Genomic DNA, 19,687 nt, shown 5'->3' on the forward strand with positions numbered 1-19,687 from the left:
AGCGGTGCATCAGGCCTCACGTTTCCCCGGGAACAACACGCTCGCAATAATCCCCAGCGCCAGCACACCTAACACCACAAACAGGCTGGCCGTCGCGCCAATGCTGTAACCGTGGTGCCAGAAGTGATCGGTCGCATTCAGACCCAGCTTGAACGCCACGAAGAACAGCAGCAGCACCACCGCTTTCTCCAGGTGCACCAGATACTGCTTGAGTGCTTCCAGCACAAAGTAGAGGGTACGCAGGCCGAGAATGGCGAACATCATGGCGCTGTAGATAATCAGCGGCTCGCGGCTTACCGCAATAATCGCCGGTACGGAGTCAAACGCGAACATCACATCAGAGAGTTCCACCACCGCCACGCAGAGCAGCAGCGGCGTTGCGTAGCGCTTCGCCTTCTTCACGCGGCCAACCGTTACGTCCTGGTTTTCCGGCTTTTCAAGCTCCGCATCGACCTCTTTCTGCGTCAGGATAAACGCGTTGCTGCTGATTTTGGGCCAGACGGGATAGAAGCGTTTCACCAGGCGATAGGCAAGGTGACCCGAGTAATCTTCCACTTCGTCACTCTCTTCATTGCGCTTGAGCATCATCACCGCCGTCCAGCCGACGACCAGCGCAAAAATAACCTCCACGTACGGCCCCAGGCTCAGCAGGCTGGTGCCGATCGCCACGAAAATACCGCGGAAGACAATCGCCCCAAGCACGCCCCAGTAGAGCACACGGTGACGGTACTTATCCGGCACGCCGAACCAGGCAAAGATCGCCATCATCACGAACAGGTTATCGATGGAGAGCACCTCTTCCAGCGCGTAACCGGTGAGGAACAGGCTCGCCATCTCGGCGCCGTGGTGGATGTACAGAAAACCGGCGAAGGCCATCGCCATCGAGAACCAGAAAACGGACCACATGGCCGCACTTTTCAGCGAAACAGGTTTATCGTGACGGTGCATGAAGAGGTCGATAAACATCGCCCCAACGGCCATCACCACAAAGACAACAACGGTTTCAGTCGGGAAACCGAGATGAGCAGAAGCCATGAATCTATCCTTAACCTTCATCTGCGCGCTGGCAGAGGCAACGTTTGCAACAAAAAAAGAAAACGCCCGTATCACCGGGCAAGAGAATAATAATAACACTTCTTCGCGCCAGCCCGGCAATGTAAATGTGATGTTAAAAGTGCCAGGATTTCTCTTACGTCTTCCGGGAAGGCAACGTGTTCTTCCGGAGATTATTCTTTCATTATTATGAAAGTTTTATTATCTGAGCTGAACCTGACATACGGCAAGTAGTAAATAAGCCGTAAAATTCTCACACTGAATTGCTGATAAAACCCTGATAAAAACAACCTAACTCATTGATTTTAAAACAACCAAAGACAAATCATGACGTTCTCACTTTATTTTTTTTAAACGCTTGTTAACCTGACCCAGAAAAATATTCAGACTTCTTGTGATGGAAGTTTTTCACATGGACTGGTAAGCGATGATGAATATCCACCTTAATGTTTCATATTAACGGAATATCCACATCCCGTGACCACAACAACGCTTTCGAGTGACTAACCCGAAATAATACTGTTCTACCTTTTACACACTGAGGAATATTTTAAAAAATGAATAAATCCGTTATTACCATGGGATTTTTATTGGCTGCAATTGCCAGTCCTTCCAGCCATGCAGCGCCAGGTAAAGGCGCAGGGACCATTGAATTCACGGGTATGATTACCGCGAGCACCTGTGATGTCGATATTAACGGTCAGGGCGGGAACCCAACGATCGATATGGGTACCATCTCGTCTTCAGCATTTAAAGAAAAAGGTGACGTTGCGGGTATTCACCGTATCCAGATAGAACTGTCTAACTGCGATACCGCCGTCCTTAAATCAGCTGGAGCACGATTTGGCGGTGCCTATGATGCTAATGATAATAATCTGCTCGCGCTTAAAACCGGTGGCGACGCCGCAACGGGTTTGGGTATTGAATTCCTGAATGAAGATGGGACATCGTTAAAACTGGGCGACAACCCGAATAAATTTGTTCCTATTACCGGTGATGGCACCACGGGGGCAGCCACCCTGCTGTATTCAGCCCGTTATAAATCATCCCTGGATGCTGTGACCGCCGGTAAGGCAGATGCGGTTGCGGATTACACCATTATCTATAAATAAATCATTCAACTCAGTTCCGGGCAATGAATAACAGCCCGGAACGCAAGGACGTTTTATGTTAAGGAAACGCTATCTGACGCTGCTGGCTCTGCTCTTTGGCTCTTGTATGTCACACGCCAGTGTGACCTTATCCAATACGCGAGTGGTATATCATGCGGACAAGAAAGAGAGCAATATTACAGTCAGAAATAATACTGCCAGCCCGTTCCTGGTACAGAGCTGGGTACAGGGCAAAGATTCACAGGGCACCAAAGCCCCGTTTATTGTGACGCCACCGCTTTTTCGCATGGATGCAGGTAAGTCCAACGCGCTACGTATTATCTATAACGGCGCGCCTTTACCGCAGGATCGCGAGTCGCTTTTCTGGATCAACGTAAAATCGATCCCCTCCTCTTCCAGAGAGGACATTAATAAACTGCAGATAGCGGTAAATACCCGAATCAAATTATTTTATCGTCCGTCAAATTTAATGGATGAACCCACGGATATTAGTAAGAATGTGCAATGGTCTGTTAAAAATAACGAACTCATTGTACGCAACAACTCGTCTTATTACATTTCCTTTGCGGAGGTGAAGATCAATAACAAAGCATGGTCAGAGATTGACATGCTCGCGCCTAAAAGCAGCACAACATTCACGCTCAGGAACACGCTTTTGAAAAACAATGCCACCGTGCAATGGAAATATATCAATGATTATGGCGGCAACAGCCAGTTAATCACACAAAAAATAGAATAACGATTTTAAAACAATAACCTCACAGGGGTATTTTTTCATGACTATATTTTGGGGCATTCATCCAGCGCTTTGCTTTGCCTGGATTTTACCCAGCGCATTATACGCCAGTGATTACTTCGACCCGGCCTTTCTGGAAACGGGTGGCGCGCCGCGTACCGCCGTCGATCTTTCTCTCTTTGAGAACAAAGAGAGCCAGACACCCGGCGTTTATCGCGTTGACCTGTTTCTTAACAATAAAATGTTCGACACGCGCGATATCACGTTTCGACTCGAAGAGAACGCGCAGCATAAAAATATCCTCGCACCGTGCCTCAGCGAGGAGACGCTCCAGTCGTTTGGTGTTAAAACGGCGGCATTCCCGTTGCTCCGGGACGATACCCAGGGCTGCGCAAATCTGTCGGCGATCCCTCTCGCAAGCAGCGAATTTGACTTCAGCGAGCAGGCGTTAAGGCTAAGCATTCCCCAGGCGGCCCTGGACAGCCACGCTCACGGCTACATCGATCCTGCGCGTCGGGAACAGGGTATTCCGGGCCTGATGCTCAGCTACAACTACAGCGGTGCCACGTGGACCTCGCACAACGGGACGGGAACCGATAGCCAGTACCTCAGCCTGCGTCCGGGACTGAACGTTGGCCCCTGGCGTTTACGCAATTTCTCGACCTGGAGTAACAGCCAGGGGCAAGCTGGGCGCTGGGAATCGGTTTATACCTATCTGCAGCGTGATATCAGCGCCCTGAATAGCCAGCTGATTGTCGGGGATAACAGTTCTACCGCAGAAGTCTTTGATAGCACCCCGTTTCGCGGCGTTCAGCTTTACTCGGATGAACAGATGCTTCCGGGCAGCCTGCGAGGCTATGCGCCGGTGATCCGCGGTATTGCTCGTACTAATGCCCAGATCACTATTTTTCAGAACGGCTACAGCATTTATCAAAGCTATGTCCCGCCCGGTGAATTTGTCATCAACGATCTTTACCTCGGCAGCAGCGGCGAGCTGAAAGTTGTGGTGAAAGAGGCGGATGGCAGCGAACAAGTCTCTTTAGTGCCTTACGCGTCGTTAGCGGTTATGCAGCGGGAAGGGCAATACAAATATGAAGTCATTAGCGGCAGCTATCGTTCCAGCAGCAGCGATGCTGAGAATGCCCTGTTTTCACAAGGGAGCCTGATTTACGGTCTGCCGTGGGAAACCTCGATATACGGAGGCATGCAGGCTGCCAGCCAATATCAGTCCCTGCTTTTTGGCATGGGTAAAAACATGGGCGATTTTGGTGCACTGTCATTTGATATTACCCAGGCCTGGGCCACCACTAAACAGGCAGAAAAAAACCGGGGACAGTCGCTACGCCTGCGCTATAACAAAAATTTGCTGTCTACCGGCACTAACGTTGCGATTGCGGGCTATCGCTACTCGACGTCCGATTTCTACACGCTCGGTGAAACCCTGAGCAGCTATCACTCGCAACCCTCGCGCCTGGATCGACGCCGTAGCCGTACAGAACTGACGCTAAACCAAAACCTGGGAGAAAGCCTCGGCTATCTCTCCGCCATGCTGGTCAGCGAGGACTACCACACGAGCCAAAAACGCACGACCTCCGCCACGCTGGGCTATGGCAACAGCTGGAACGGGATCAGCTATAGCCTGAATTACAACCACTATCTGAACGTGACAAAAGAGGATAACCAGCGTCTCTATAACCAGGACAATCTGTTCAGCCTGAGCGTGAGCGTCCCTCTGGACAAATGGCTCCGCTCCACACGTGCCGGTTACACCTTCTCTGCGGCGGAAAAACGCTCGCCAGGCCACAGTGTTTCCCTGAGCGGCAGCGCCCTTGAGGACAATAACCTGAACTGGAGCGTACAGCAGAATATCAACCCAGGGAGCCAGGCAAACAGCAGCGATGCCTCGCTTAGCTATAACGGACGCTATGCGCAGGTTGGCGCCGGGTATGGCTATAGCCGGGACGCGCAGCGGCTGAATTACAGCCTGCGCGGGGGCGTGCTGGTTCATCCTCATGGCGTCACGCTGGCGCAGTCGCTGGGTGAAACGGTCGCTCTGGTTGAAGCGCCGGATGCCGCAGATGTCAGCGTCCGTAACCACACTGGCGTGCGCACCGACCCCTGGGGCTATGCGGTGGTGCCTTATCTGACACCTTATCAGGAGAGCAATATCCAGCTTCGTCCCGATACATTACCTGACGATGTCGAGCTGGAAAGTAACAGCCATAAAGTCGTTCCCACCCGGGGGGCTATCGTTCGGGCACGTTTCACCACGGCGGTGGGTAAACGCCTGATGATGACGCTGAAAGATGCGCAGGGCAAACCCGTTCCGTTCGGTGCCATTGTTTCTCAGAATACCACCAGCAGCATTGTGGGTGATGAAGGCAGCGTATTCCTCACCGGGATGGCAGAAAAAGGGACGTTAGACGTGAGCTGGGGTAAGAAACCCGATCAGCGTTGCCAGGTTCACTATCAGCTTTCTGGCCAGGAACCCACGATTAGCGGAATTGTGCAGTTAACGCAGACCTGCAAATCATCCGTTAATAAATAAAGGAATTAAAAATGAAAAAATTAACGTTACTCGCGTGCCTGGCAGCAGGGGGATTGATGGGCGCGCCAGCTTATGCTGATGTTGTAGGAAGCTGCTGGCCGACATCAACCGTATCTGGCCAGGCGCACAAGTTTGATATTATCGAAAACCTTACTGCTGACGACGTACCCGGCACAACCCAATCCACATGGAATAATAAAGGTAATTTTAATGGTATCTGCCTCTGTCAGGACTCCAGCGTGCCAGAAAGTATCTTATTTCGATTTACCAGTACGAAACTGGGCACAGGAGGCGGCAAACGTAACGCAGACTTTATCTATTATCCTCTGGATGCGGAAAAGGGTATTAATATCGGTATAAATGTCGTTCTTGGTGGCGAGGATGAATTGCGGTATATCCCGGTTGATTTGAGTAATACCGCCGGTGTTGATAATGGACGTCCTGCGACAAATAACTGTGATGATAAAAACGACCATACTCTGTTCGCAACCGGCTCCAGCGGGACTGTCTCTCTGGAATTAACTAAACCGCTTCCTTCAGGCCGCATTGATATTCCTATGCAGGAATTAGTGACCATTTTTGCCAAAAAACAGACGGGGAGTTATGACACCTCCAGACCTTTTGTCACACTTAATTTCCAACTATCAATTGATATTCCACCACAATGCATGATTAATGACGGGCAAACCATCAAGGTCCCGTTTGGCAGTATTACCGCGAATGAATTTAAGCCCGAGGCCACCGGTAAGCAAAAAAGCGTGGATATTCGTGTGACTTGCAAAAATCCTGAAGATGAAAGCAAGGTGAGTATTAAGTTCCGCGCGTCCGATTTTAATGGCTCTGGTTTTATCAAGACCCATAATGATGAAGGTGAGCGCAATGATTTAGGGATAAAACTTGAACACAACGGGAATAAAATTGATGGCAGCAGTTCGGCCGTACCAACGCAGGAGGGGAATGTCACTATTATAGCAACACCTGTCCAACAAGGAGAAAAGTCTCCACAACCGGGAAAATTTGAAGCCACATCCACGCTGGATTTCGAGTTTAAATAAAGAAAAAACTTAATACAGCGTAGAAACCTCTTATTTCCCGGCAACACATAGCGCTATACAAATGAGTTGCCGGGTATGAAAAATGGATTTGTATAAGGATATATACTATGAAACTCAAAACGAAAACGCGTGTAGCGCTTTGCGTTGCAGCTTTATCAGGTACTGGCATCACGGCATCACAGGTTATCGCCAGCGATATCGAGCCTTATTCTGTCCCTGTATCTATTAAGGGTGAAAAAGAAAAAGACTATTTCGGTATGACGATGACCACGATCGGTAAGTTTTCCGATAAGGACAATGGTTCGCATATCGCGGGTGAAGATATTGTTATTACGGCCCCCTGGGGGGATGGCGCAAAAGGGATCGCGTACGTCATTTTCGGGACTTCCGGTGGGAAACCCATGCAGCAAGTCAATAACGTAGGTGAATTCGATCCGCAAAACGCGCTTAAAATTATCCACAGCAATAAAGCGAATAAGCCTGGCTCAGTGACGACAAAATGGATGGGCGTTGCGGTACGTAAAATAGGTGATATTAACGGCGATGGATATGATGATTTAGTCATCGCCTCCCACTGGCATGATCAGGTCTATATTATCTGGGGCGGACCGCATCACCGTACCGGCGCGCGTCTTTCTAATCAGATTGACCTCAATGATATCGACAACGGCGACGCTCGCCTGGGTATTCGCATCCGTACGGTGAATTCTTCAGGCAATGCGAATACCGGCGGCTGGTTTGGCGCCGCGGTAGGCCCAATTAAATATAAAAATTCTGCAGTGGCTAACAAGATGGTCGATCTTGCTATCGGCGATATCGAAGGCACGGGCGGACGCGGCGGCGCAATCATTATCTACGGCGCTCAAAAGCCAGGCGATCAGTGGCAGAACATTGATATTAAGCGCAACAACCTGGGCGACTGGGAGATCCCTGCCGCGACCGGCGCCTATATTCGTCCGCAGATGACCGCCACCAACGGTCCGGATAAACCCCTTAACTACAACCTTGGGCAGCAGATCAGCGATGTCGGGGATATTAACGGCGACGGCTTCAGTGATTACCTGATCGTCGACCCGGAATCGGTCAATGAAGGCCGTAAATCAGAGAACAGCGGCACTGATGGCCGCGGCACGGCCTATCTCGTCTACGGCAGCAGCTTCAACCAGGGGAATCTCGACATCGCCTCGCTAAACGCGACGCAGGCAACCCGCATTCACGGTATGGGGGCGGCTTTCCTGGGTGGTCAGTCCGGCGGAGGTGAAGGAAGTAACGATCATAGCGCGTATACGCAGGATAAGCCCAATAACGGCACCATTACGCCATTAGGTAATTTCCTGAATGCTCACGCTAACGCTTTTGCGATTAGCGCCCCTGCCGACATGGGTATTGATAAAAAACGTTCCGGGCTGGTCTGGATTATTAAAGGTAAGGCCGACGGCAGTAAGCTGCCATCGTCTCTGTTCCTCGATGCGGCGCACACCCGGCTGAACTACAACAAAACATTTAGCGTACACGATGGCTATGCTATTTACGCCGACAGGCCTGGCAGCAAGCTGGCAGGGTTCGGGAACAGCATTCTCGGTAATGTGGACTTGAACGGCGACGGTAAAAAGGATCTGGTGATTGGCGATCCGAATGCGGTAAACGGCAGCGGCACGCAGGTGGGCGCCGTGTACGTCATCAACGGCGGTAAAAGCCTGGATGACTACGCTGACGATGAAGAAGGCATGATCAATATTAATACGCTGGTGAGAGAAGGCGTTGCGAAAGTCTACTGGGGTAAAAATCAGTATGAAAAATTCGGCGCGTCCATTGCGGCCGGGAGCTTCAATGGCTTCACTCAGGACAGTCTCGCCATTGGTTCTTACCGTGATAACACCTGGACGGGTAAGGTCACCTTCCGCATTGCGGATTACGCTATACCGGATTAATGCTTACATCATCTGAATGGGCAACACCGCCGGGGAAGAGACTCCCCGGCAATTTATTGCGCATTTTGCAGCGCCTGCGCGCACGCCCAGGCGCTCGACCACGCCCACTGGAAATTATATCCGCCGAGCCAGCCGGTTACGTCCATTACTTCGCCAATAAAGTAGAGCCCCGGTACGTTACGCGCTTCCATCGTGCGAGAGGAAAGCTCATTCGTGTCGACACCGCCCAGCGTCACTTCCGCCGTGCGATACCCCTCGGTACCGTTTGGCTGAACGCGCCAGTTCGTTAGCGTATCCACCAACGTCTCCTGCTCGCGGCTGTTAAGCTGCTTGAGCGACACATCCGGGATTTGCCCCAGCCCCTGCAAACACTCCACCAGACGCTTCGGCAGCTGCATCGCCAGGGTATTTTTCAGGCTCTGATTCGGGTGCGCGGCGCGCTGTTCGTTGAGGAACGCGTCCAGATCGCTGTCCGGCAGCAGATTCACCGAGACAAATTCCCCCGGCTGCCAGTAGCTGGAGATTTGCAGGACCGCCGGGCCGGAGAGACCACGGTGGGTAAAGAGCAGGTTTTCGCGGAACACCGTCCCGTCTTCGGCAGTAATAACGGAGGGAACAGAGACGCCGGACAGCGTCTGTAGCTGCTCCAGCAGCGGCTTATGCAGCGTGAACGGCACCAGCCCGGCGCGGGTGGGCAGCACCTTCAGGCCAAACTGCTCGGCAATCTTGTAGCCGAACGGTGACGCGCCCAGCCCCGGCATCGACAGACCGCCGCTGGCGATCACCAGATTATCGGCGCTGACGGTGTCACCGTTCAGCTGCAGCGTGTACCCCTGCTCGTCGCGGGCCACCTCCAGCACTTCAGTGCGCAGGCGCATCACTACCCCGCCCTTTTCGCACTCGGCCACCAGCATATCGACAATCTGCTGCGCGGAGTCGTCGCAGAACAGCTGTCCCAGGGTTTTTTCATGCCACGCGATGCCATGCTTACCCACCAGGTCGATAAAGTCCCACTGGGTGTAACGCGCCAGCGCAGATTTACAAAAATGGCGGTTCTGGCTCAAATAGGCCGCGGGTTCGACATAAAGATTGGTGAAGTTGCAGCGCCCGCCGCCTGACATCAGGATCTTGCGGCCTGGCTTTTTTCCGTTGTCCAGCAACAGCACGCGACGACCCGCCTGTCCGGCCATCGCCGCACAAAACATACCCGCCGCACCGGCGCCAATAACCACGGCATCAAACCTTTCCACGTCAAAACCCTCTTCGTTAACTGCCGCGGATTGTAAAGTTTCCTCTGTGGTCACACCAGCGTAAAAAGATATTACAAAGCCATTCCATTGAAATTTAACGATTATCCTTTCAGGCACTTTTCCCAAATCAGGTGGTATGTCAAAAAAAGTCTATATTTCACTTTGCCCGTTGCGCATTTGTCCTGGATAATGCGCCGCGTTCATGTCCTCAAAATGGCGTAACGTCCTATGCTACATTTGTTTGCCGGCCTGGATTTACATACCGGGCTTTTACTATTGCTTGCTCTGGTTTTTGTACTGTTTTACGAAGCGATCAACGGCTTCCACGACACTGCAAACGCAGTAGCAACGGTTATCTACACTCGCGCAATGCGATCGCAGCTTGCGGTTGTTATGGCGGCGGTATTTAACTTTTTTGGTGTCCTCCTGGGCGGACTGAGCGTTGCGTATGCGATCGTGCATATGCTGCCAACGGATCTGCTGCTTAACGTGAGTTCCGGTCATGGCCTCGCCATGGTGTTCTCAATGCTGCTTGCTGCAATTATCTGGAACCTCGGTACCTGGTATTTTGGCCTGCCTGCATCCAGCTCTCACACCCTCATCGGCGCGATTATCGGTATCGGGTTAACCAACGCCCTGATGACCGGGACATCGGTTGTTGATGCGCTGAATCTGCCTAAAGTACTTGGCATTTTCGCTTCTCTCATCGTCTCTCCTATCGTGGGTCTGGTGGTTGCGGGTGGATTGATTTTCATCCTGCGTCGCTACTGGAGCAACACGAAGAAACGTGCGCGTATCCACCTGACGCCAGCAGAGCGTGAGAAGAAAGACGGCAAGAAAAAGCCGCCATTCTGGACGCGTATCGCCCTGATCATTTCTGCTATCGGCGTGGCCTTCTCTCACGGCGCGAACGACGGGCAGAAAGGCATTGGTCTGGTGATGCTGGTTCTGATCGGTGTCGCACCGGCGGGCTTCGTGGTGAATATGAACGCCTCGGGTTACGAAATCACCCGTACCCGTGATGCGGTCAACAACGTTGAAACCTATTTCCAGCAGCACCCAGAGCTGCTGAAAAAAGCGACCGGCGTTGACCAGCTGATCCCTTCTCCGGAAGCCGGTGCCACCACCGCGCCTGGTGAATTCCACTGCCATCCGGCTAACGCGATTAACGCGCTGGAACGTGCCAAAGGTATGCTGGGCAACATCGAAAGCTACGATAAACTGGCCGTTGAACAGCGTGGTCAGCTGCGTCGTATCATGCTCTGTATCTCCGACGTGACCGATAAAGTCGCGAAGCTGCCAGAGGTGAATGGTGACGACAAGCGTCTGCTGAAGAAACTGAAAAGCGATATGCTCAATACCATTGAGTACGCGCCAATCTGGATCATCATGGCGGTCGCGCTGGCGCTGGGTATCGGTACGATGATTGGCTGGCGCCGCGTGGCGACCACCATCGGCGAGAAGATCGGTAAGAAAGGCATGACCTATGCGCAGGGTATGTCCGCGCAGATGACGGCGGCAGTATCTATCGGTCTGGCGAGCTACACCGGTATGCCGGTATCCACCACCCACGTACTCTCCTCGTCCGTGGCAGGTACTATGATTGTTGACGGTGGCGGCCTGCAGCGCAAAACCGTGACCAACATTCTGATGGCCTGGGTGTTCACCCTTCCGGCGTCCATCCTGCTGTCTGGCGGGTTGTACTGGATTTCGCTGAAGCTGATTTAATCGGTTGAAGGCGACAAAAAGCGGGTCAGGAAACTGACCCGCTTTTTTTATGCTCAGTGCCAAATCATCAACGCAATCATGCTGACCACAACCAGCCCGCACAGGGCGCTGGTCAAAATGAACTGACGACGCAGGCGCTCGCAGCGACGGATAAACTCTTCATCGTGATGATCGCGGTAGCGCTGGTAGTAGATATATCCCACCAGACGCATCTGCTTGCTGGGCTGTCCATGCGAGGTGAAGAACCCTCCACCGTCCACATACTGATACAGCAACGGATCGCAACCACGAAGTACCACCAACAGCGCACGTAACGATGAGAAGTAGCGCGCCATATTCACTATGCAAACTACGCATAACGCCCAAAACAATGCGACGGTGCTAATCATACATCCTCCCCGGCGTCCGCCCACGAAGCAAGGCTCCTGAGCTACCGCACCCCAATGCCCTGACAGACAGTTCAGTGAAAGAATGACTAAAAGTCGATCCGGTTCGCGTTTTAATATCCGAACGGCTCATTAAATAGTGTAGGAGATCCGTTAATTTTTTTGCCACAAGGTTAATCGTTATCAACACCAAAGCTTGAAAAATATGTTTAACTGGGCCGTAATGAAAGCATCAGACGACGGCTTTCCCATTTAGTCATCGATAACTTAAGGAAGGAGTAACACTATGGCTTACAAACACATTCTTATCGCGGTAGATCTCTCCCCGGAGAGCAAAGTGCTGGTTGATAAAGCGGTATCTATGGCACGTCCCTACAACGCGAAAGTCTCCCTGATTCACGTTGATGTGAATTACTCCGACCTCTACACCGGTCTGATCGACGTCAATCTGGGCGATATGCAGAAACGCATCTCTGAAGAAACGCATCACGCGCTGAGCGAGCTCTCCACCAACGCGGGCTATCCGATCACCGAAACCCTGAGCGGCAGCGGCGACCTGGGCCAGGTGCTGGTTGATGCGATTAAGAAATACGATATGGATCTGGTGGTATGCGGTCACCATCAGGACTTCTGGAGCAAGCTGATGTCTTCAGCGCGCCAGCTGATTAACACCGTTCACGTGGACATGCTGATTGTTCCGCTGCGCGACGAAGAAGACGAGTAAGTGCAAAAAAAGCGGCACTGAATGTAAGCCGGGTAAGGCGAAGCCGCCACCCGGCTTTTTTTATTCCGGCGTCCCCGAATAAATATCAAACCGATGCCCTTTCGTGGTCACCGCGTTGGTCGTAGCAACGTCCGCCAGCGGCGGCGCGTAGTCCGGACGCTTCACCACCACCCGCTTCGTCGCCAGCTGACGAGCCGGCTCCAGCAGGCCATCCGCATCCAAATCCGGCCCCACCAGCGACTGAAACACCCGCATCTCTTTCTTCACCAGCGCGCTTTTCTGCTTATGCGGGAACATCGGGTCGAGGTAGACCACCTGCGGACGCGGGGTGATGTCCGTCAGCGCCGTCAGGCTTGACGCGTGGATAAGCTGCAAACGCTCCTGCAGCCACGGGCCGATTTCCGGGTCCGCATAGCCTCGCGTCAGCCCGTCGTCGAGCAGCGCGGCGACAACCGGATTACGCTCCAGCATCCGCACATGACAGCCCACCGACGCCAGCACAAACGCATCGCGCCCCAGCCCCGCCGTGGCATCGACCACGTCCGGGAGATAGCTCCCCTTAATGCCGACCGCTTTGGCCACCGCTTCGCCGCGACCGCCGCCGAACTTACGCCGGTGCGCCATCGCGCCGCCAACGAAGTCGACAAAAATCCCGCCGAGCTTCGGTTCATCGCGCTTGCGTAATTCGAGATGTGCTGTCGTCATTACCAGCGCCATCAGGTTCTCTTCATCGTGCTCCAGCCCCCAGCGGGCCGCCAGAACAGATAAGGCGCCGTCTCCGGCGCCCGTTTCATCCACTAAGCAGATCTTCACGTAACAATCAGCCTTTGATCCCGTAATGCTCAAGCATCGCATCCAGCTGCGGCTCGCGGCCACGGAAGCGTTTGAACAGCACCATTGGCTCTTCAGAACCGCCGCGGGTCAGGATGTTGTCAAGGAACGACTGGCCGGTTTCGCGGTTGAAGATCCCCTCTTCCTCGAAGCGAGAGAAAGCATCCGCCGCCAGCACGTCGGCCCACAGGTAGCTGTAATAGCCCGCCGCGTAGCCGCCCGCGAAAATGTGGCTGAAAGCATGCGGGAAGCGGCCCCAGGTTGGTCCAGGAATAACGGCAACCTGCTTTTTAATCTCGGCCAGGGTTTCAAGGATTTTCGCACCCTGCTCCGGGCTGAACTCCGCATGCAGACGGAAGTCGAACAGGCCGAACTCCAGCTGGCGCAGAATGAACATCGCCGCCTGGTAGTTCTTCGCCGCCAGCATTTTATCCAGCAACTCTTTAGGCAGCGGTTCGCCGGTCTCATAGTGGCCGGAGATAAACGCCAGCGCGTCCGGCTCCCAGCACCAGTTTTCCATAAACTGGCTTGGCAGCTCGACCGCATCCCATGGCACCCCGCTGATACCGGCGACGCCGGCGGTTTCGATGCGGGTCAGCATGTGGTGCAGGCCGTGACCGAACTCGTGGAACAGGGTGATCACTTCGTCGTGGGTGAACAGCGCAGGCTTGCCGCTTACCGGACGGTTGAAGTTACAGGTTAGATAGGCGACCGGTTTTTGCAGGGAACCGTCTGCTTTACGCATCTGGCCCACGCAGTCGTCCATCCACGCCCCGCCGCGCTTGTTCTCACGCGCGTAGAGATCGAGGTAGAAACTGCCGCGCAGTTCGTTTTTCTCGTCATACAGTTCGAAGAAGCGCACGTCCGGATGCCAGACGTCAATATCAGTACGCTCTTTAGCGGTAATGCCGTAAATGCGTTTAACCACTTCAAACAGGCCGTTGACGGCTTTGTTTTCCGGGAAGTACGGGCGCAGCTGCTCGTCGCTGATGCTGTAGAGGTGCTGCTTCTGTTTTTCGCTGTAGTACGCGATATCCCACGGCTGAAGCTCGTCCACGCCAAACTCCGCTTTCGCGAAGGCGCGCAGCTGGGCCAGCTCTTTCTCACCCTGAGGACGAGCACGTTTGGCCAGATCGGTCAGGAAATCGAGCACCTGCTGCGGGTTCTCGGCCATTTTGGTGGCGAGGGATTTATCCGCGTAGCTGTCGAAGCCCAGCAGCTGAGCCAGCTCGTGACGGAGGGCGAGGATTTCCGCCATGACCGGGCTGTTGTCCCACTTACCGGCATTCGGCCCCTGATCGGAGGCGCGGGTGCTGTAGGCGCGGTACATCTCTTCACGCAGGGCCTGGTTGTCGCAGTAGGTCATCACCGGCAGATAGCTCGGGATATCCAGCGTTAACAGGAAGCCTTCCTGCTCTTTCGCTTCGGCCTGGGCTTTCGCCGCCGCCAGTGCGCTTTCCGGCATACCCGCCAGCTCTGCTTCGTCGGTAATCAGCTTCGTCCAGCCCATGGTGGCGTCAAGGACGTTGTTGCTGTACTGGTTACCCAGTTCGGACAGGCGCGCAGCGATTTCACCGTAGCGAACCTGCTTCTCTTTTGGCAGACCGATACCGGACAGTTCGAAATCACGCAGGGCGTTATCAACCGATTTTTTCTGCGCCGTGTTCAGTTCGGCATAATGGTCGCCGTCGCGCAGGTCGCGGTAGGCTTTGTACAGCCCTTCGTGCTGGCCGACCCAGGTGCTGTACTCAGAGAGCAGCGGCAGGGTTTGTTCGTAGGCTTCACGCAGTTCCGGGCTGTTTTTCACCGAGTTCAGGTGGCTCACCGGAGAGAAGATACGCCCCAGCACGTCGTCCACTTCGGCCAGCGGCTGACACAGATTCTCCCAGGTGTACGGCGCGCCCTGCGCAACCACGCTTTCTACCGCCGCGCGGCAGTTGTCCAGCGACTGGGTAACGGCTGGAACCACATGCTCAGGGAGGATTTTAGAAAACGGTGGCAACGAAAAAGGCGTCAGTAATGGATTGGTCATAAACGCTGTCCTGTTGAAATAGGTGAATGAAGCGCGCATCCGGCGCTGTGCATATTGTTTTCAGTAATGGGGTTAAGTGTAGAGGATTTCAATAGCTGCGCTTACCGGGCCTGCGGGTAATCTGTGCCGTTCTGCTGTAAACTGTGGCAAATCGTCAATTCAGCGGAATACCATTACCCATGCTCAGTTATCGCCACAGCTTCCACGCTGGCAACCATGCCGACGTCCTCAAACACACCGTTCAGAGCCTGATCATTGAATCGCTTAAAGAGAAAGAGAAGCCGTTTCTCTATCTGGACACCCATGCGGGCGCGGGCCGTTATCAGCTGAGCGGCGAGCATGCCGAGCGTACCGGCGAATATCTTGAGGGCATCGCCCGCATCTGGCAGCAGGACGACCTGCCCGCCGAGCTGGAGCCTTACATTGGCGTGGTGAATCACTTCAACCGCAACGGCCAGCTGCGCTACTACCCTGGCTCACCGCTGATTGCCCGCCAGCTGCTGCGCGAGCAGGACAGCCTCCAACTGACCGAACTGCACCCGAGCGACTTCCCGCTGCTGCGTTCGGAATTTCAGAAAGACAGCCGCGCCCGCGTCGACAAAGCCGACGGCTACCAGCAACTGAAAGCCAAGCTGCCGCCGGTTTCCCGTCGCGGCCTGGTGCTGATCGACCCACCGTACGAAATCAAAACCGACTATCAGGCGGTGGTGACCGGTATCCACGAAGGCTACAAACGCTTCGCCACCGGGACATACGCCCTGTGGTACCCGGTGGTGCTGCGCGCGCAAATCAAGCGCATGATCAAAGACCTGGAAGCCACCGGCATCCGCAAAATTCTGCAGATCGAGCTGGCGGTACGTCCGGACAGCGACCAGCGCGGCATGACCGCTTCGGGCATGATCGTCATTAACCCGCCGTGGAAGCTCGAAGCGCAGATGAACAACGTGCTGCCGTGGCTGCACAAAACGCTGGTGCCAGCCGGTACGGGCCACGCCACCGTCAGCTGGATCGTGCCGGAGTAATTGCAGTCATCGGTGGAAACTATTGATTTCAGGTATACAATCGCGGCAATTCACGATTAAGGACAAAAGCTATGACTAAGCATTATGACTACATCGCCATCGGCGGCGGCAGCGGCGGCATCGCCTCCATCAACCGCGCGGCCATGTACGGCCAGAAATGTGCGCTGATCGAAGCCAAAGCGCTGGGCGGCACCTGCGTGAACGTGGGTTGTGTACCGAAGAAAGTGATGTGGCACGCGGCGCAAATTCGTGAAGCGATCCATATGTACGGTCCGGACTACGGCTTTGACACCACCATCAACAATTTCGACTGGGACAAGCTGATCGCCAGCCGTACCGCCTACATCGACCGCATTCACACCTCGTACGACAACGTGCTGGGCAAAAATAACGTCGACGTGATTCACGGCTTCGCCCGCTTTGTGGACGCGAAAACGATCGAAGTGAACGGCGAGACGATCACCGCCGATCATATCCTGATCGCCACCGGCGGCCGCCCGAGCCACCCGAATATTCCGGGCGCGGAATACGGTATCGACTCCGACGGCTTCTTCGAGCTGCCTGCCTTGCCTGAGCGCGTTGCCGTGGTGGGCGCGGGCTACATCGCGGTTGAGCTGGCTGGCGTGATTAACGGCCTGGGTGCAGAAGCGCACCTGTTCGTGCGTAAACACGCACCGCTGCGCAGCTTCGATCCGCTGATCGTTGATACGCTGGTTGAGGTGATGAACACCGAAGGCCCAACCCTGCACACCAACGCCGTGCCTAAAGCGGTCGTTAAAAACGCGGACGGCAGCCTGACCCTTGAGCTGGAAGATGGCCGCAGCCAGACCGTTGATTGCCTGATCTGGGCGATTGGCCGTGAACCGGCGAACGACAGCTTTAACCTGGCGGTGACCGGTGTGAAAACCGACGAAAAAGGCTACATCGTCGTCGATAAGTTCCAGAACACCAGCGTACCGGGCATTTACGCCGTCGGTGATAACACCGGTGCGGTTGAACTGACGCCGGTGGCCGTTGCGGCGGGCCGTCGTCTCTCCGAGCGTCTGTTCAACAACAAGCCGGACGAGCATCTGGACTACAGCAACATCCCGACCGTGGTCTTTAGCCACCCGCCAATCGGCACCGTCGGCTTAACCGAGCCGCAGGCCCGTGAGCAGTACGGCGACGATCAGGTGAAAGTGTATAAATCCGCGTTCACCGCGATGTATACCGCCGTCACCTCTCACCGTCAGCCGTGCCGCATGAAGCTGGTCTGCGTGGGCCCGGAAGAGAAGATTGTCGGTATCCACGGCATCGGCTTCGGCATGGATGAGATCCTGCAGGGCTTTGCGGTGGCGCTGAAGATGGGTGCGACCAAGAAAGACTTCGACAACACCGTGGCTATCCACCCAACGGCGGCGGAAGAGTTTGTCACCATGCGATAATGCAGAAGCCCCTCTCCGGAGGGGCTTTTTTTATTCACATACATAAATCGTTGCAAAACGAATGCTCCGAAAAGAGTGATCTACCGCACATATCCCTCCACATCTACCGAAGCGAATGTCTACGCTTATAGGACGCCCGGAGAAACCTGTCTTCAGAACACACAACCGGAGGTCCCTATCACCATGTTCAACCAGAAACTACAGGCTACCGAGAACATCGAATTCGAGATTGCAGAAGAGCTGCGCTACGAGACCGATCCCTGCGAGTTAAAACTGGATGAGATGATTGAGGCGGAGCCGGAACCCGAAATGATCGAGGGGCTACCCGCCTCCGATGCCCTGACGCCCGCCGATCGCTACCTTGAACTGTTCGAGCACGTACAGTCGACGCGGCTGTTTGCGGACAGCAAAACCTTCCCCGACTGCGCGCCGAAGATGGATCCGCTGGATATTCTGATCCGCTACCGTAAGGTCAGACGGCACCGGGATTTCGACCTGCGCCAGTTCGTTGAGAACCACTTTTGGCTGCCTGAAACCTACAGCACGGAATATGTCTCCGACCCCGGACTGTCGCTGAAAGAGCACATTGATAGCCTGTGGCCCGTCCTGACGCGCGAACCGCAGGACCATATTCCCTGGTCGTCCCTGCTGGCGCTGCCGCAGGCCTATATCGTGCCCGGCGGGCGATTCAGCGAGACCTACTACTGGGATTCGTACTTCTCCATGCTGGGGCTGGCGGAAAGTGGTCGTAACGATCTGCTGAAGTGCATGGCGGATAACTTCGCGTGGCTGATCGAACGCTACGGCCATATCCCTAACGGCAACCGCACCTATTATCTCAGCCGCTCGCAGCCGCCGGTCTTTGCCCTGATGGTGGAGCTGTTTGAAGAGGACGGCGTGCGCGGCGCGAAGCGTTACCTCGACCATCTCAAAATGGAGCATGCCTTCTGGATGGACGGCGCGGAGTCGCTACTGCTTAATCAGGCCTACCGCAGCGCGGTGCGCATGCCGGACGGCTCGCTGCTGAACCGATACTGGGACGACCGTGACACCCCGCGCGACGAATCGTGGATTGAGGACGTGGAAACCGCCCGCCACTCGGGCCGTCCGCCGAATGAGGTCTATCGCGATCTGCGTGCGGGTGCAGCGTCTGGCTGGGATTACTCCTCCCGCTGGCTGCGCGATCCGGCGCGGCTCGCCAGCATTCGCACGACGCAGTTTATCCCCATCGATTTGAACGCCTTCCTGTTTAAGCTGGAGAGCGCGATTGCCAATATCTCGGCGTCAAAAGGGGATAAAGAGACGGCCGAGCTGTTCCGCCAGAAGGCCACCGATCGCCGCGCGGCGGTGAACCGCTATCTGTGGGACGAAGAGAGTGGCTGTTACCGCGATTACGACTGGCGACGCGAGCAGATGGCGCTGTTTTCTGCCGCCAGCATTGTGCCGCTGTATGTTGGAATGGCGACGCACGAGCAGGCAGAACGTTTATCTGACGCGGTAAAAGCGCGTCTGCTGACGCCGGGTGGGATTCTGGCAACCGAGTACGAAACCGGCGAGCAGTGGGATAAACCCAACGGCTGGGCGCCGCTGCAGTGGATGGCGATTCAGGGGTTCAAGCAGTACGGCAACGACTCGCTGGGGGATGAAATCGCCTGGAGCTGGCTGCATACGGTGAACCACTTCTACAAGACGCACCACAAGCTGATTGAGAAGTACCATATCGCCAGCAGTACGCCGCGCGAAGGGGGCGGCGGGGAGTATCCGCTACAGGATGGCTTCGGCTGGACGAACGGCGTGGTGCGACGGTTGATTGGCTTGTATGGGGAGCCTTGAGAGGGGTGCGATCTGGCCCCTC

The 19,687-nt window shown here is 54.7% G+C and carries 16 protein-coding genes; 11 read left to right on the top strand and 5 right to left on the bottom strand.

Going from position 1 to position 19,687, the window contains the following annotated elements; genetic code table 11:
- Positions 1–9: 9 nt before the first annotated feature.
- A complete protein-coding gene (locus IM284_RS12030) occupies positions 10–1,035 on the bottom strand; it encodes a TerC/Alx family metal homeostasis membrane protein (protein WP_045259396.1) in 1,026 nt (341 codons plus the stop codon).
- Here IM284_RS12030 and IM284_RS12035 point away from each other — a divergent pair.
- From IM284_RS12035 to IM284_RS12060, 6 genes are all read left to right on the top strand, one after another.
- Positions 1,034–1,246 (top strand): hypothetical protein, encoded by a 213-nt coding sequence (locus IM284_RS12035; protein ID WP_126345955.1) that lies wholly within the window; start codon positions 1,034–1,036, stop codon positions 1,244–1,246. The two genes, IM284_RS12030 and IM284_RS12035, sit on opposite strands and share 2 nt — an antisense overlap.
- Positions 1,247–1,610: 364 nt before the next feature.
- Positions 1,611–2,165, top strand: a complete 555-nt coding sequence (locus IM284_RS12040) for a fimbrial protein (RefSeq protein WP_028014728.1) — start codon at positions 1,611–1,613, stop codon at positions 2,163–2,165.
- Positions 2,166–2,220: 55 nt separating this feature from the next.
- Complete coding sequence (locus IM284_RS12045; RefSeq protein ID WP_041911869.1) at positions 2,221–2,904, top strand: molecular chaperone; 684 nt, start codon at positions 2,221–2,223, stop codon at positions 2,902–2,904.
- Positions 2,905–2,941: 37 nt separating this feature from the next.
- A complete protein-coding gene (locus IM284_RS12050; protein WP_193055817.1) occupies positions 2,942–5,449 on the top strand; it encodes a fimbria/pilus outer membrane usher protein in 2,508 nt (835 codons plus the stop codon).
- Positions 5,450–5,460: 11 nt separating this feature from the next.
- Positions 5,461–6,504, top strand: coding sequence for a fimbrial protein (locus tag IM284_RS12055; protein ID WP_047367220.1), 1,044 nt, complete (start codon positions 5,461–5,463; stop codon positions 6,502–6,504).
- A 107-nt stretch (positions 6,505–6,611) separates the two neighbouring features.
- Positions 6,612–8,435 (top strand): integrin alpha, encoded by a 1,824-nt coding sequence (locus IM284_RS12060; RefSeq protein WP_047367221.1) that lies wholly within the window; start codon positions 6,612–6,614, stop codon positions 8,433–8,435.
- Between the two features lie 53 nt (positions 8,436–8,488).
- On the opposite strand, the gene IM284_RS12065 is transcribed toward IM284_RS12060, so the two are convergent.
- A complete protein-coding gene (locus tag IM284_RS12065; RefSeq protein WP_193055818.1) occupies positions 8,489–9,685 on the bottom strand; it encodes an NAD(P)/FAD-dependent oxidoreductase in 1,197 nt (398 codons plus the stop codon).
- A 228-nt stretch (positions 9,686–9,913) separates the two neighbouring features.
- Here IM284_RS12065 and pitA point away from each other — a divergent pair, with 228 nt between their 5' ends.
- Complete coding sequence (gene pitA, locus IM284_RS12070) at positions 9,914–11,413, top strand: inorganic phosphate transporter PitA (RefSeq protein WP_028014734.1); 1,500 nt, start codon at positions 9,914–9,916, stop codon at positions 11,411–11,413.
- Between the two features lie 53 nt (positions 11,414–11,466).
- On the opposite strand, the gene uspB is transcribed toward pitA, so the two are convergent.
- Entirely contained in the window at positions 11,467–11,802 is a 336-nt protein-coding gene (gene uspB, locus IM284_RS12075; protein WP_003861224.1) for a universal stress protein UspB, read from the bottom strand.
- A 283-nt stretch (positions 11,803–12,085) separates the two neighbouring features.
- On the opposite strand from uspB, the gene uspA reads away from it, so the two are divergent.
- On the top strand, positions 12,086–12,523 hold the full coding sequence (gene uspA, locus IM284_RS12080) for a universal stress protein UspA (RefSeq protein WP_003861223.1): 438 nt from the start codon (positions 12,086–12,088) through the stop codon (positions 12,521–12,523).
- Positions 12,524–12,583: 60 nt separating this feature from the next.
- Here the strand turns inward: uspA and rsmJ are convergent, their stop codons facing one another.
- A complete protein-coding gene (gene rsmJ, locus IM284_RS12085) occupies positions 12,584–13,336 on the bottom strand; it encodes a 16S rRNA (guanine(1516)-N(2))-methyltransferase RsmJ (protein ID WP_047367222.1) in 753 nt (250 codons plus the stop codon).
- Positions 13,337–13,343: 7 nt separating this feature from the next.
- A complete protein-coding gene (gene prlC, locus IM284_RS12090; RefSeq protein ID WP_047367223.1) occupies positions 13,344–15,386 on the bottom strand; it encodes an oligopeptidase A in 2,043 nt (680 codons plus the stop codon).
- 179 nt (positions 15,387–15,565) lie between these two features.
- On the opposite strand from prlC, the gene IM284_RS12095 reads away from it, so the two are divergent.
- The 3 genes from IM284_RS12095 (at position 15,566) to IM284_RS12105 (ending at position 19,665) form a co-directional block, all read left to right on the top strand.
- On the top strand, positions 15,566–16,408 hold the full coding sequence (locus IM284_RS12095) for a 23S rRNA (adenine(2030)-N(6))-methyltransferase RlmJ (protein ID WP_028014739.1): 843 nt from the start codon (positions 15,566–15,568) through the stop codon (positions 16,406–16,408).
- Positions 16,409–16,479: 71 nt separating this feature from the next.
- Positions 16,480–17,832 carry a glutathione-disulfide reductase gene (gene gorA, locus IM284_RS12100; protein ID WP_041911861.1) on the top strand — a complete coding sequence of 451 codons (1,353 nt, stop codon included), beginning with the start codon at positions 16,480–16,482 and terminating at the stop codon, positions 17,830–17,832.
- A 183-nt stretch (positions 17,833–18,015) separates the two neighbouring features.
- Positions 18,016–19,665: an alpha,alpha-trehalase gene (locus tag IM284_RS12105; RefSeq protein ID WP_028014741.1), complete on the top strand. Its 1,650-nt coding sequence runs from the start codon at positions 18,016–18,018 to the stop codon at positions 19,663–19,665.
- Positions 19,666–19,687 lie beyond the last annotated feature (22 nt).

The organism is Enterobacter cloacae complex sp. P12RS (genome assembly GCF_014895875.1).
Classification (GTDB): Bacteria; Pseudomonadota; Gammaproteobacteria; order Enterobacterales; family Enterobacteriaceae; genus Enterobacter; species Enterobacter bugandensis.

Bases quoted from the DNA above. Each gene is read 5' to 3' on its own strand.
- IM284_RS12035 (WP_126345955.1), top strand. From the start codon at position 1,034: ATGAATCTATCCTTAACCTTCATCTGCGCGCTGGCAGAGGCAACGTTT.
- IM284_RS12030 (WP_045259396.1), bottom strand. From the start codon at position 1,035: ATGGCTTCTGCTCATCTCGGTTTCCCGACTGAAACCGTTGTTGTCTTT.
- IM284_RS12040 (WP_028014728.1), top strand. From the start codon at position 1,611: ATGAATAAATCCGTTATTACCATGGGATTTTTATTGGCTGCAATTGCC.
- IM284_RS12045 (WP_041911869.1), top strand. From the start codon at position 2,221: ATGTTAAGGAAACGCTATCTGACGCTGCTGGCTCTGCTCTTTGGCTCT.
- IM284_RS12050 (WP_193055817.1), top strand. From the start codon at position 2,942: ATGACTATATTTTGGGGCATTCATCCAGCGCTTTGCTTTGCCTGGATT.
- IM284_RS12055 (WP_047367220.1), top strand. From the start codon at position 5,461: ATGAAAAAATTAACGTTACTCGCGTGCCTGGCAGCAGGGGGATTGATG.
- IM284_RS12060 (WP_047367221.1), top strand. From the start codon at position 6,612: ATGAAACTCAAAACGAAAACGCGTGTAGCGCTTTGCGTTGCAGCTTTA.
- pitA (WP_028014734.1), top strand. From the start codon at position 9,914: ATGCTACATTTGTTTGCCGGCCTGGATTTACATACCGGGCTTTTACTA.
- uspB (WP_003861224.1), bottom strand. From the start codon at position 11,802: ATGATTAGCACCGTCGCATTGTTTTGGGCGTTATGCGTAGTTTGCATA.
- uspA (WP_003861223.1), top strand. From the start codon at position 12,086: ATGGCTTACAAACACATTCTTATCGCGGTAGATCTCTCCCCGGAGAGC.
- prlC (WP_047367223.1), bottom strand. From the start codon at position 15,386: ATGACCAATCCATTACTGACGCCTTTTTCGTTGCCACCGTTTTCTAAA.
- IM284_RS12095 (WP_028014739.1), top strand. From the start codon at position 15,566: ATGCTCAGTTATCGCCACAGCTTCCACGCTGGCAACCATGCCGACGTC.
- gorA (WP_041911861.1), top strand. From the start codon at position 16,480: ATGACTAAGCATTATGACTACATCGCCATCGGCGGCGGCAGCGGCGGC.
- IM284_RS12105 (WP_028014741.1), top strand. From the start codon at position 18,016: ATGTTCAACCAGAAACTACAGGCTACCGAGAACATCGAATTCGAGATT.